Source organism: Olivibacter sp. SA151, assembly GCF_054130995.1.
The window spans coordinates 1,268,603-1,281,723 of the sequence record NZ_CP096391.1 but is presented as its reverse complement, the minus strand read 5'-3'; the positions used below and the strand labels follow the sequence as shown (position 1 = coordinate 1,281,723).

Sequence of the window (13,121 nt, the reverse complement as noted above, 5' to 3'; positions counted from 1 at the left end):
GGTACCTTTGCCAAGTATCACACAAAATAAAAATATATTATGTTAAAAGGATTTTTTAGTGTCCCTACCCCTATAAACGAGCCGGTATATGCCTATGCTCCCGGAAGTAAGGAACGCGCTTTATTGCAAGAAGCCTTGCGTACTGCAAGATCGCAGGAGGCGGATATTCCCATGTTTATAGGTGGCCAAGAAATAAGGACTGGAAATAAGGGCGAGTTAAGACCTCCGCATGACCACAAACACTTATTGGGATATTATCATAAAGGCGGCAAGAACCACGTAACCGACGCCATTAACGCTGCTTTAGAAGCAAAGAAAAATTGGGAAGATTTGCCGTGGGAACATCGGGCTAGTATCTTCTTAAAAGCCGCCGATTTAATAGCCGGTAAATACCGTTACAAGCTAAATGCGGCCACTATGTTAGGGCAGTCAAAAAATGCATATCAGGCAGAAATCGATTCAGCTTGCGAAATCGTTGACTTTCTCCGATTTAATGTGAAATATATGAGCGAAATCTATTCGCAACAACCTCCTGTTTCTTCTGATGGCGTGTGGAATCGCGTAGAGCAACGGCCTTTGGAGGGATTTGTATTCGCATTAACTCCCTTTAACTTTACTGCAATAGCGGGAAACTTACCTAGCTGTGTTGCTATGATGGGAAATGTGGTTGTATGGAAACCTGCTGACACGCAAATCTATGCAGCTCATTTGTTAATGGAAATTTTCCACGAGGCAGGCGTACCGGCAGGCGTTATCAATTTGATTTATGCACATGGGCCGGATGTAGGTGAGGTGGTTTTTAATCATCCGGACTTTGCCGGCATACACTTTACCGGATCTACTGCCGTTTTCCAAGAAATATGGAAAACGATTGGGACAAACATCCATAAATACAAAAGTTATCCACGTATAGTTGGTGAAACCGGTGGTAAAGATTTCATTTTAGTTCATCGATCGGCTGATATAAAAGCGGCGAACACCGCCATTGTTCGAGGGGCTTTCGAATATCAGGGCCAAAAATGTTCAGCGGCGTCACGCGTGTATATTCCACAGTCACTATGGCCTGCGCTTAAAGAATTAATGACGAAAGATATCAATTCCTTTAAGGTAGGACCTACTGAAGATTTTTCAAATTTCATCAACGCCGTTATTGACGAAAAGTCTTTCGATAAGCTTACAAGATACATTGATCAAGCAAAATCAGATGAAGATGCAGAGGTAATTATCGGTGGCGAGTACGATAAAAGCGTTGGCTATTTCATTCAACCTACGGTAATCCTTGCCAAAACACCGGATTATGTAACTTTAAAAGAAGAGTTGTTTGGCCCGGTACTTACTGTTTACGTCTATGAAGACGAAAAATGGGAAGATACCTTACGATTAATAGATCAAACTTCGATTTATGCCCTTACCGGTTCTGTTATAGCACAAGATCGTTATGCCATAGCGCAAGCCTCTGATGCATTAAAAAATGCCGCAGGCAACTTTTATATAAATGATAAATGTACGGGCGCTGTGGTTGGCCAACAACCTTTTGGAGGTGCAAGAGGTTCCGGTACGAACGACAAAGCAGGCTCAATGATCAATTTATTACGTTGGGTTTCTCCACGCACCATCAAAGAGTCATTTAACCCACCAACGGATTATCGTTATCCGTTTTTGGAACAGGAGTAAACTAAAAAAGAAGAGATCACTTTGCGCAAGTGATCTCTTCCTATTGTATGCTAAAAAGTTAAATACCTAATTCTACCTGAAAAACCCCTCCCCATCGATTTCCCTTACCATCAAGCGCAAAGACTCCCTGCTTAGTCTGATAATTCACATTCAGTTGAAATTTGATCCGATGTTGATGTAGGTATTTTGTTGCGCCTAATTCAATAACTTCGGTTTCTTGCTGGTAATCCCCGATGCTTGCCCCGGGTTCCAACCATGAATAGCGTCCAGCCAGCTCATAATTGCTCTTGAATAAATAGGATATTTGTTGATTGATACCTTGGCCGTTAAAAGCATAAGCCGATTCGCCTGCTTCATTATAAGTAATTGCTTTATCCACGGTACGCTTTATGTACTCGAACTGGTATGCCCAACCATTATATTTAAAAATAGCATCTGCGAAATAGGTTTGAAGGGTAACAGGTTCATATAGATAATACCCAATCTGCCCACCACTCCTCGTTGTACCCACATTTTTACTATAGCCACCGCCAAATGAAACCTTTGGCGTTCTTTCCCGCATCAAATCACCTTCGGAATAGTCGCCGTCATCGGTGAATGCCCCTAAAGGTAATAGTTCCGCACGCCCCGTGTAAGCAAGCCCCTTGTCGGTATTATTGGCAACACGACCTTCGCCTGTGGTTATAGCACCTTTTAAATGATAAACTGCGGTTTCACCTATCTTATTTTTATAGTAAGCCTTTATACCGAAGTCACGATCGATATTCATCGCAGCATTTACGATTGACCGATCGGCAAATTGCAACTGACCTGACGAATTAACTCGCTGCCGATTGCCAGGCAATTTATTTAAGCCAAAAGCTATATAAAAATTAGGGGTAAAGTTATAAAAGACAACCGCGTCACGAACTATATTTGCAACACCTGTATCATCGAAGTCTTGATCTCCTCGAGTAAAGGCAAGCTGAATGGTGTAAGAGAATTTAGGTGAGTATAAATATCCATCCACTCGCATACGGAGGCGTCTAACCCTGGCATCAAATTCCCGAATACCAAGATTATCTCCATCAATTGTTGATGCACCTAATCGATTTTGCATCCTGAAGCGAAAATTCATGTAGATTGTAGAGTCACTAGACTTAAACTGCAATCCTTTAAAATTTTTTAATGTAGGAAACTCGTCTCTCTCCCGCTGTGCCAATACTTCATCTACACAGAAAGAGAATACCATAAAACACACAATACGTGATAGCCGAATTATTTTCATCTTTATATTAAATAATGGTTACGAAAATATAGACTATATGTTAAGAAAACGTTAACAATAGATTAAGTATTTTGCAAAATCCGATTTATTAATAGCAAAGTAATATACAAATTACTACTCAAGTCCGTAATTAGTGAAAGAAAATAACGAATAAGGTTTAAAAAGCTGTATTTTTGCTCGCGTAAATTTTTGATGTAGACATGACACAAATCGAACAAATAGCCCCGACAGTAACCATGCAATTACGCCAAGCGGTTCTCTATCCGGAAAGTTCGATTGAATCGATCATTCTGGATGAAGATGACCTAGGCATTCATTTTGGTTTATACGATAATAACGAACTTATCGCTGTCGTATCGTTATTTGTGAGAGGTGAGGAAGCGCAATTCCGAAAATTCGCAACGGATAGTAGATATCAAAATAAAGGCTACGGGTCGACCCTATTAAATCACATTTCTCAATATGCTTATCAACAAGGATCGAAGATCATTTGGTGTAATGCACGCATTTCGGCTGTTCCCTTTTATAAAAAGCATCATTTTGTTGAGATTGGCGAAATTTTTAGAAAGGGACAGATAGAATACCTAAGAATGGAAAAAGCGCTGACAGAGAATTAATTGTTTACGACAAGCTTGTAATAATCAACCGTATAGAAGATGACTAAGAAATTTTTATTAATGTTTGTTTTTTTTCTCTTTTCAGTCCATGCATTTGGACAGAAAATACTCGTATGGTGCCCACCGACAGCTGAAATTGGCACTGGCAACGACAAGTTACGGGGAATTAATTTAAATATTGTATTTTCTGATCTGAGAAAAATCACCGACACAACACGTGTGGAATGTTCATCACAGGACATAATAAATCATATAGCTCAAGGGATTATGACTTCTTACCCTAGTGCAATTATTAATATATTAGATACAACCCAGTTTCATTCACCTGCAGAAAAGAATAAGATTACTGTCCGAATTGCTATAACAGCATATCATTCGGCCTCAGGCACTGATGCATCATCAGCTATTGGTAATAGCGAAGGTGATTTCAGTTGGGGGGCCTTACCCAAAAACAAATGGAATTCCGTCGCTGGATTTCATGTTGTTATCGAAGACAATCGGACAGAAACTAGCAAAACACTTACACGGAATATTGCGAACATTGTTTCGAGACCCAATATTGGCGGATCACTTACGGCAAAAAAAGCACTTTTCGAAGCCTATAATGAAGCAAATAGGGAATTACTTTATTTTATCGAGAGTACAATTCAACCGAATTAGTTGCTTGATAATATTCTTTTTTCCTAGTCAATATCTTGTTATTATCGAAGACTTAACATGAAATGAAAGAGTTTAAGCAGTATTTTATTATTCCCGCAAACCCTGAGGAGGTTTATTTAGCATTGACTATGGAACAGGCTATTAGGTTATGGTCTGGCGATGAAGTAAGCATGTCCAATACGCCAAACTCAGAATTTTCTCTTTGGGATGGTAGTATTACCGGAAAAAATTTGATTTTAGAAAAGGACAAGAAGTTAGTCCAACAGTGGTATTTTGGTGATCAAATGGAGCCATCCATCGTTACGATCAAGCTTCATCCCCATAAAAAGGGAACATCTCTCGAACTTCTTCATACAAATATTCCTGATACAGATTACCAAGACATTGTAGAAGGATGGCAACAAGTATATATGGCTTCTTTGATTGACTTTTTCGAAGGTGAATAAGCTTCTTGTAATGACAACTTGTTTGTATCTGCTATAACGGTCTGCTCCCCTTCACTTAGCGCTCCTTAATAAGAGTCATATAGCCATTTCCTAGATTTCCTAGAACATAGAACGGAAGGTCTATATTTTTTACGATAATGATACAGTATGGAGGAATACGTGTCTTGCTTTCGACGGCACGCTTTGTTTTGGGACGGGATATAATAAGAAAGGCCGTCGTGCAATGCACGGCGGCCTTCTGTAAAGATCGGCACCGACCTACTCTCCCACATGTTACTGCAGTACCATCGGCTCTGGCGGGCTTAACTTCTCTGTTCGGGATGGGAAGAGGTGGACACCGCCGATATAGGCACCTGAATACCTTTCTAAGTAAAAATTCAAAATTCAAAAATCCGGCACACCGGCCTTTCTACCTTTTACCTTTTACTTTTCAATTTTTTATTTGACTGATAACGGAAGAAAAAAAACAGGAAGACAACAGCCTGCTGCGCTTGAGAAAGCTTCGGGCTATTAGTACGGCTCGGCTGTGGTATCTCTACCTTTACACCTGCCGCCTATCGACGTGGTAGTCTCCCACGGCCCTGTAAGGAAGTCTCATCTCGTGGCTAGTTTCGCACTTAGATGCTTTCAGCGCTTATCTATTCCCGGCATAGCTACTCTGCCGTACACCTGGCGGCATAACAGATTCACCAGCGGCCGGTCCAACCCGGTCCTCTCGTACTAAGGTCAGCCCCACTCAGACTTCCTGCGCCCACAACAGATAGGGACCGAACTGTCTCGCGACGTTCTGAACCCAGCTCGCGTGCCACTTTAATCGGCGAACAGCCGAACCCTTGGGACCTTCTCCAGCCCCAGGATGTGACGAGCCGACATCGAGGTGCCAAACCTCCCCGTCGATATGAGCTCTTGGGGGAGATCAGCCTGTTATCCCCAGAGTACCTTTTATCCTTTGAGCGATGGCCCTTCCATGCAGAACCACCGGATCACTATGTCCGTCTTTCGACCCTGTCCGACTTGTATGTCTCACAGTCAAGCAAGCTTTTGCCATTGCACTCCGCGTACGGTTACCAAGCGTACTGAGCTTACCTTTGAAAGCCTCCGTTACCTTTTTGGAGGCGACCACCCCAGTCAAACTACCCACCAAACAATGTCCCCCCCCAAGGGGGGTTAGGAACCGGATACAGAAAGGGCGGTATTTCAAGGACGATTCCGCGGATCCTGGCGAACCCGCTTCACAATCTCCCGCCTATCCTACACATCCTGCACCCAGTCCCAATGTTAAGCTATAGTGAAGGTTCATGGGGTCTTTCCGTCCCGTTGCGGGTAACCGGCGTCTTCACCGGTACCACAATTTCACCGAGCTCATGGCCGAGACAGCGCCCAGATCGTTACACCATTCGTGCAGGTCGGAACTTACCCGACAAGGAATTTCGCTACCTTAGGACCGTTATAGTTACGGCCGCCGTTTACCGGGGCTTCGATTCAATGCTTCACCCGAAGGTTGACATCCCCTCTTAACCTTCCGGCACCGGGCAGGTGTCAGGCCTTATACGTCATCTTTCGATTTGGCAAAGCCATATGTTTTTGTTAAACAGTCGCCTGGGCCTTTTCACTGCGGCTTCTCCGTCGCCGGAGGAAGCGCCCCTTCTCCCGAAGTTACAGGGCCATTTTGCCGAGTTCCTTAGCCATGATTCACTCGAGCACCTTGGGATTCTCTCCCCGACCACCTGTGTCGGTTTGCGGTACGGGTCTTATATGCCTGGAGCTTAGCGGCTTTTCTCGGGAGTATGGTTACCCGCGCTATCGGCGCCCCCGGAGGTTTGCCGTACTTTCGGCCTTCGGCACACGACCCGGATTTGCCTGGGTCACGTTTACCTACGGCCTTCAACGCACTATTCCGTCAGTGCGCGGCGGTGTCACTCCTCCGTCCCCGCTTCGCAGCATACAAGAGTACGGGAATCTTTACCCGTTGGCCATCCGCTGCCCCTTTCGGGTCCGCGTTAGGTCCCGACTTACCCTGATCCGATTAGCGTTGATCAGGAAACCTTGGTCTTTCGGTGGGCGGGTTTCTCGCCCGCCTTATCGTTACTTATGCCTACATTTGCTTTTCCGGAACGTCCACGGATACTCACGTAACCGCTTCTCCCGTGCCGGAATGCTCCCCTACCGATATTTCTATCCCACGGCTTCGGTGGTACACTTCATGCCCGTTTATTATCCACGCCCGGCCGCTCGACTAGTGAGCTGTTACGCACTCTTTAAATGAATGGCTGCTTCCAAGCCAACATCCTAGCTGTCTGGGCAACCGGACCTCGTTAGTTCAACTTAGCGTACACTCGGGGACCTTAGCCGGTGGTCTGGGTTCTTTCCCTCTCGGCGCAGGACCTTAGCACCCTGCGCCTCACTGCGGACCATATCTCCCGGTATTCGGAGTTCGTCTGGATTTGGTAGGATGTGACTCCCCCGCACCCAATCGGTAGCTCTACCTCCGGAAGACTCAATGTCCACGCTGTTCCTAAAAACATTTCGGGGAGTACGAGCTATTTCCCAGTTTGATTGGCCTTTCACCCCTACCCACAGGTCATCCGGAAACTTTTCAACGTTTATCGGTTCGGTCCTCCAGTACGTGTTACCGCACCTTCAACCTGCCCATGGGTAGATCACAAGGTTTCGCGTCTACCTCCACTGACTGTACGCCCTGTTCAGACTCGCTTTCGCTTCGGCTGCGCGGCTTAACCGCTTAACCTCGCCAGTGAAGTGTAACTCGTAGGCTCATTATGCAAAAGGCACGCCGTCACCCCATTAAGGGCTCCGACAGTTTGTAAGCACACGGTTTCAGGTTCTCTTTCACTCCCCTGTTCGGGGTTCTTTTCACCTTTCCCTCACGGTACTGGTCCACTATCGGTCTCTCGGTAGTATTTAGCCTTGGCGGATGGTGCCGCCGGATTCCCACAGGGCGTCTCCGACCCCGCGGTACTCAGGAACTCACTAGGCCGGTCTTCATTGCGTGTACGCAGCTCTCATGCTCTACGGCGGGCCTTCCCAGACCCTTCCACTTCTTCCGACTGTACCACATTGCGGTCCTACAACCCCGCATATGCCGTAACATATCCGGTTTGGGCTCTTTCCCTTTCGCTCGCCACTACTCAGGAAATCATTCTTATTTTCTTTTCCTGCGCCTACTTAGATGTTTCAGTTCGGCGCGTTCGCGTTGTTAAACGGCATGTCTTCAACATGCCGGGTTTCCCCATTCGGAAATCGCCGGATCTCATCTCATTTGCAGATCCCCGGCGCTTATCGCAGCTTATCACGTCCTTCATCGCCTCCGAGAGCCTAGGCATCCCCCGTGTGCCCTTTCTTACTTTCTTCTCCCCGTACCCTTTTGCCGTACGGGGATGCTTTTGTATCATGTCCCTTCCCCGTAGGAAAGAAACGTCTCTGCTGTTGTCTTCTCTTGTGTTTTTTCTTCCGATATGTCAAAGAACTTTTTTAAGGTGAACGGTACAAGGTATAAGCGCCAAGGTTTTACCTTCCGCCTTTGTCCTTTACCCTTCCGCCTCAATCGCGGAGAATAACGGATTCGAACCGTTGACAGCACCCTGCATTATATCACTGCGGCCTGTCCCCGTGACCATCCTCCCTTTCAGGTAGTCCCGAGCAGATTTGAACTGCTGACCCCTACATTATCAGTGTAGTGCTCTGACCAACTGAGCTACGGGACTGCTTCGCTTCCGCACCGGTGACCCCGAAGGGGCACTGTGGCACTTTCCTCTTTTTTCTCTCTCTTTTTTCAAGAAATCTTCATGGCGTAACAGAACGGCCCGAGGGCCCTCTAGAAAGGAGGTATTCCAGCCGCACCTTCCGGTACGGCTACCTTGTTACGACTTAGCCCCAATTACCGGTTTTACCCTGACACGCTCCTTGCGGTTACATGCTTTAGGTACCCCCGGCTTTCATGGCTTGACGGGCGGTGTGTACAAGGCCCGGGAACGTATTCACCGCGTCATTGCTGATACGCGATTACTAGCGAATCCAACTTCACGGGGTCGAGTTGCAGACCCCGATCCGAACTGTGAGGGGCTTTCTGAGATTGGCTTCACCTCGCGGTGTCGCTGCCCTCTGTACCCCCCATTGTAGCACGTGTGTAGCCCCGGACGTAAGGGCCATGATGACTTGACGTCGTCCCCGCCTTCCTCTCTGTTTGCACAGGCAGTCTGTTTAGAGTCCCCACCTTTACGTGCTGGCAACTAAACATAGGGGTTGCGCTCGTTGCGGGACTTAACCCAACACCTCACGGCACGAGCTGACGACAGCCATGCAGCACCTAGTTTCCTGTCCCGAAGGACTTGCCCATCTCTGGACAATTCAGTAACTTTCAAGCCCGGGTAAGGTTCCTCGCGTATCATCGAATTAAACCACATGCTCCTCCGCTTGTGCGGGCCCCCGTCAATTCCTTTGAGTTTCACCCTTGCGGGCGTACTCCCCAGGTGGAACACTTAACGCTTTCGCTTGGACGCCGACAGTCTATCGCCGACATCGAGTGTTCATCGTTTAGGGCGTGGACTACCAGGGTATCTAATCCTGTTCGATCCCCACGCTTTCGTGCCTCAGCGTCAATCGTACTTTGGTAAGCTGCCTTCGCAATCGGTGTTCTGTGGCATATCTATGCATTTCACCGCTACTTGCCACATTCCGCCTACCTCAGGTACATTCAAGCGCGCCAGTATCAAAGGCACTGCGATGGTTGAGCCACCGTCTTTCACCCCTGACTTAGCGCGCCGCCTACGCACCCTTTAAACCCAATAATTCCGGATAACGCTCGGATCCTCCGTATTACCGCGGCTGCTGGCACGGAGTTAGCCGATCCTTATTCTCACGGTACATTCAGCCCGGTATACATACCGGGGGTTATTCCCGTGCAAAAGCAGTTTACAACCCGTAGGGCCGTCTTCCTGCACGCGGCATGGCTGGTTCAGGGTTCCCCCCATTGACCAATATTCCTTACTGCTGCCTCCCGTAGGAGTCTGGTCCGTGTCTCAGTACCAGTGTGGGGGTTTCTCCTCTCAGAGCCCCTAGACATCGTCGCCTTGGTGGGCCGTTACCCCGCCAACCAGCTAATGTCACGCGAGCCCATCCGTCCCCTATAAATATTTAAATGAAGGCCCATGCGGACCTGCATTCTCATGCGGTATTAATCCGGATTTCTCCGGGCTATCCCCCTGGGACGGGCAGGTTGCTCACGCGTTACGCACCCGTGCGCCACTCTCACGGGGACCGAAGCCCCCGATCCCGTTCGACTTGCATGTATTAGGCCTGCCGCTAGCGTTCATCCTGAGCCAGGATCAAACTCTCCATTGTATAATGTTAAGTTTCCGATCTCGGCATTCGCACTTCTTTCAGTGCAGCCTTCCGATCTTTTTTGTATCTTCCGGCCGACGGACCGTTCAGGCCTGTCCTTTTGACTTTCGCCAAAAAACAGGCCGCCCGTTACGCTACATGAATCTGATTTCTTAAAGAACTTTAAACGCCTCCGCTCACGCTTCGGCCTCCGCCGTATCCATCGGGTCTCCCCTCCGGTACTTCCTGTTTTTTCCTTTCACCTTCCCGGGCATCGCGCCCGTTCCGTCGTCCCCTCTCTCCCGATTGGGAGTGCAAAGGTAACAGCTTTTTTCTTTTCTCCAAAATATTTTTTTAAAATATTTTTTCCTCCCCTGCCGTTTACCTCCGTACTTCAAAAAACAACCGCATCCCTTCGTTTGCGGAGTGCCCGCCTTCCGAACGGGATGGCAAAGGTACGAATCTCCGCCGTTCCCGCAAATGTTTCACGCCCCGGACTACAGATTTTTTTACAACAAACTGGAAATCAAACCGTTTTTTTTACCTTTCTTCTACTTAAAGCCAACAGCAGAACATCCAAAAGATTTTTTACTCTTCAGCTATGCGCAGCGATCAGTCATTACATCATTTTGTCTGTTCGAAAAACAGAAACTAATCACCGGTTCAGCCGGCTTAATCAGTCAAAGTCGAGTTGTTTAATACCCCGCTTTTCCCTCTTCGGCAGAAGAAACGAAGAAATTTAAAACTCCAACCCACACCTATTGTTCTATTATTGTCTGTTTTTATACAATTGAATATACAATGCTTGATTATTTGCAACACCTTTCACAAGAAATGCCAGATTGGATTTGGAATTTAACCGTAATTCTGTTCTCGATATCCATTGGCATCATTTTGAAGTCTATACTTCTTCCCTTAGCTAAACAACAGTCAAAAAAAGAACTATCGTATTCAATTTTCAGATCCATTATTCGTCATTTCAATAAAATTTTCACCATTTTCATTCCTCTTTTGACCTTTAGTTCCCTACTTCCATTAACTAAATTCAATGCTTCTAGCTACGTAGTTATTTCTAAAACAACAGAGATTCTAATAACGCTATGTTTTGCGATCATTATTATCCGAATGTTACGCGTGTTCGAAGATTATCTTTACCACCGTTTTGATATAAGTAAAGAAAACAATCTTCGGGAGCGGAAAATTCGTACGCAAATTGTCTTTATTCGAAAATTGTTGATAACGCTCATTGTTGTCATTACGGTATCCATTATCTTACTAAGCTTTGAGAGCATGCGCAAAATAGGCGCAGGACTACTAACCGGTGTAGGAATAGGAGGAATTATCGTCGGTTTTGCAGCTCAGAAGTCCCTCGGAAATCTGCTAGCCGGTTTCCAGATTGCTTTTACCCAACCTATACGCATGGACGACGTACTCATCGTTGAAGGTGAGTGGGGGAAGGTCGAGGAAATCAATTTAACTTACGTAGTTTTGAACATCTGGGACAAGCGTCGTCTCGTGTTGCCAATCAATTACTTTATCGAGAAACCCTTTCAAAATTGGACTCGAACAACTGCCGAAATTTTAGGTACTGTATTTATCTATACTGATTTTCTGGTTCCAGTTGAAAATTTACGCCAGAAATTTGCCGAACTGCTGAAGGGTAACCGCCTGTGGGATGGCAAAGTGAATGTATTACAAGTAACCGATCTAAGAGAGCAAACAATGGAGATTCGATGTTTAATGAGCTGTAGAAACTCAGGAGATGCATTCGATCTAAGATGTTATATACGAGAAGAAATGGTAAAATATATCCGTACAAACTTCCCCGAAGCCTTCGCCAGAACAAGAATTACAATGATTGAATAATGGGGGATACTCCCCCAAAACTATGCGTGCTGCCCTTCATGTTTGCCTTCTGCAAATTCTTCCACGATTTTACCATTAAAAGCCGGTAAATCTTTCGGGGTTCTGCTAGTGACCAAGCCCTGATCGGTAACCACTTCGCTATCTTCCCACTGAGCGCCTGCATTGATTAAATCTTTTTTAATAGCAGCTACTGAAGTCATTCTCCTACCCTCTACCACTTCGGCATCGATTAATGTCTGCGGGCCATGGCAAATGGCAGCAACCGGTTTTCCCGCTACAAAAAAATCTTTAACGAACTGAACCGCGTCCGGATTAGTGCGTAACTTATCGGGATTGATAACGCCGCCCGGCAAAAGCAGTCCGTCATAATCCGAAGCGGATGCTTCTTTTAGATTTTTATCAACCGGATATGTTCCCGTCCATTCATCGCCTTCTTTTGCTCGCACCGTTCCTGCTTTTGGAGAGACAATGTGAACAGTTGCTCCCGCCTTTACCAACGCTTCCTTCGGACTGGTCAATTCAACCTCCTCAAACCCATCTTCCGTTAAAATCGCAATTTTTCTTTCATTAAGTGTTCCCATAATACATGTTTTTAATATAATAAATGTATATTAGGTTACGCTTATCCAAACTATTTTGTTTAAAAAACTTTAATTTTTAATCGTTTTTCAGCAAATGCAATACTTAAAGTCGATTGGAAAGTAGCAGCCAAACCATCACCATGTGACCGTGTAAACCATTTAATACTTATCAAGCATTAAGCTGCACAAAATTGCGATGCAAAAAAGCTTCGCGATAGCCAAAGATCGTGCGCAATTTACTTTCTATAAACCTTCCTGCTACAAACCGGCCCACTGTCCCTAACGGAAGCTTATACACTACTTTATCATGAATTAGGGTACCTTTGTCCGTCTCTTTAAAGTGGTGTTCATGATGCCATAACGCATAAGGTCCGAATCGTTGTTCGTCTACAAAGTAAGTTTTTGCTAAAACATGCGTAATTTCAGTCACCCATTTCGTTCTCATTCCGGGCAGAACCGAAACCATATATGTGATGATCTGTCCTGCATAAATCTCGTCGTACTCTCCATTGGTGATTCAAAATTCATCGTTGTAGGGGTAAGCTTAGTTAAATTTTTCGGCGCAGAAAAAAAAAGACCAAGCTTCGTCGATCGATAGAGGAAGAATCTGCTTATTTAGCAACGTGTATATACCTGATGTTTGCTTTATTTCGATCATGGTAATCAGAACCTC

9 protein-coding genes, 2 tRNA genes and 3 rRNA genes are annotated in these 13,121 nt (G+C 45.8%); 5 read left to right on the top strand and 9 right to left on the bottom strand.

Annotated features, from left to right (window positions below; genetic code table 11):
- The first annotated feature begins 39 nt into the window (after positions 1-39).
- Positions 40-1,674, top strand: a complete 1,635-nt coding sequence (pruA, locus tag M1D52_RS04900) for an L-glutamate gamma-semialdehyde dehydrogenase (RefSeq protein WP_013663664.1) — start codon at positions 40-42, stop codon at positions 1,672-1,674.
- A 58-nt stretch (positions 1,675-1,732) separates the two neighbouring features.
- Here the strand turns inward: pruA and M1D52_RS04895 are convergent, their stop codons facing one another.
- Entirely contained in the window at positions 1,733-2,941 is a 1,209-nt protein-coding gene (locus M1D52_RS04895) for a porin (protein ID WP_013663665.1), read from the bottom strand.
- A 200-nt stretch (positions 2,942-3,141) separates the two neighbouring features.
- Here M1D52_RS04895 and M1D52_RS04890 point away from each other — a divergent pair, with 200 nt between their 5' ends.
- The 3 genes from M1D52_RS04890 to M1D52_RS04880 all read left to right on the top strand — a co-directional run bounded on the left by M1D52_RS04890 (position 3,142) and on the right by M1D52_RS04880 (position 4,664).
- Positions 3,142-3,558, top strand: a complete 417-nt coding sequence (locus tag M1D52_RS04890; RefSeq protein ID WP_013663666.1) for a GNAT family N-acetyltransferase — start codon at positions 3,142-3,144, stop codon at positions 3,556-3,558.
- A 39-nt stretch (positions 3,559-3,597) separates the two neighbouring features.
- Positions 3,598-4,218, top strand: a complete 621-nt coding sequence (locus M1D52_RS04885) for a hypothetical protein (protein ID WP_013663667.1) — start codon at positions 3,598-3,600, stop codon at positions 4,216-4,218.
- A gap of 62 nt (positions 4,219-4,280) precedes the next feature.
- On the top strand, positions 4,281-4,664 hold the full coding sequence (locus M1D52_RS04880) for an SRPBCC domain-containing protein (protein WP_437365503.1): 384 nt from the start codon (positions 4,281-4,283) through the stop codon (positions 4,662-4,664).
- A gap of 245 nt (positions 4,665-4,909) precedes the next feature.
- Here the strand turns inward: M1D52_RS04880 and rrf are convergent.
- The 6 genes from rrf to M1D52_RS04850 form a co-directional block, all read right to left on the bottom strand.
- Positions 4,910-5,021, bottom strand: a 5S ribosomal RNA gene (gene rrf / locus M1D52_RS04875).
- A gap of 134 nt (positions 5,022-5,155) precedes the next feature.
- A 23S ribosomal RNA gene (locus tag M1D52_RS04870) occupies positions 5,156-8,032 on the bottom strand.
- 197 nt (positions 8,033-8,229) lie between these two features.
- A tRNA-Ile gene (locus M1D52_RS04865) sits at positions 8,230-8,304 on the bottom strand.
- Between the two features lie 8 nt (positions 8,305-8,312).
- Positions 8,313-8,386: transfer RNA gene (locus M1D52_RS04860), tRNA-Ile, on the bottom strand.
- Positions 8,387-8,500: 114 nt separating this feature from the next.
- Positions 8,501-10,022 (bottom strand): 16S ribosomal RNA (locus tag M1D52_RS04855).
- Together the 16S, 23S and 5S rRNA genes with 2 tRNA genes alongside form the textbook arrangement of a ribosomal RNA operon.
- Before the next feature lie 162 nt (positions 10,023-10,184).
- The gene (locus tag M1D52_RS04850; RefSeq protein WP_157622172.1) at positions 10,185-10,346 is read right to left on the bottom strand and encodes a hypothetical protein; all 162 of its coding nucleotides are present in this window, start codon (positions 10,344-10,346) and stop codon (positions 10,185-10,187) included.
- A 489-nt stretch (positions 10,347-10,835) separates the two neighbouring features.
- On the opposite strand from M1D52_RS04850, the gene M1D52_RS04845 reads away from it, so the two are divergent.
- Positions 10,836-11,867, top strand: a complete 1,032-nt coding sequence (locus M1D52_RS04845) for a mechanosensitive ion channel family protein (RefSeq protein ID WP_437364762.1) — start codon at positions 10,836-10,838, stop codon at positions 11,865-11,867.
- Between the two features lie 20 nt (positions 11,868-11,887).
- Here the strand turns inward: M1D52_RS04845 and M1D52_RS04840 are convergent, their stop codons facing one another.
- Both M1D52_RS04840 and M1D52_RS04835 read right to left on the bottom strand, forming a co-directional pair.
- A complete protein-coding gene (locus tag M1D52_RS04840; RefSeq protein WP_437364764.1) occupies positions 11,888-12,448 on the bottom strand; it encodes a type 1 glutamine amidotransferase domain-containing protein in 561 nt (186 codons plus the stop codon).
- Between the two features lie 169 nt (positions 12,449-12,617).
- Positions 12,618-12,914, bottom strand: coding sequence for an SRPBCC family protein (locus tag M1D52_RS04835; RefSeq protein ID WP_437394208.1), 297 nt, complete (start codon positions 12,912-12,914; stop codon positions 12,618-12,620).
- Positions 12,915-13,121: the final 207 nt, after the last annotated feature.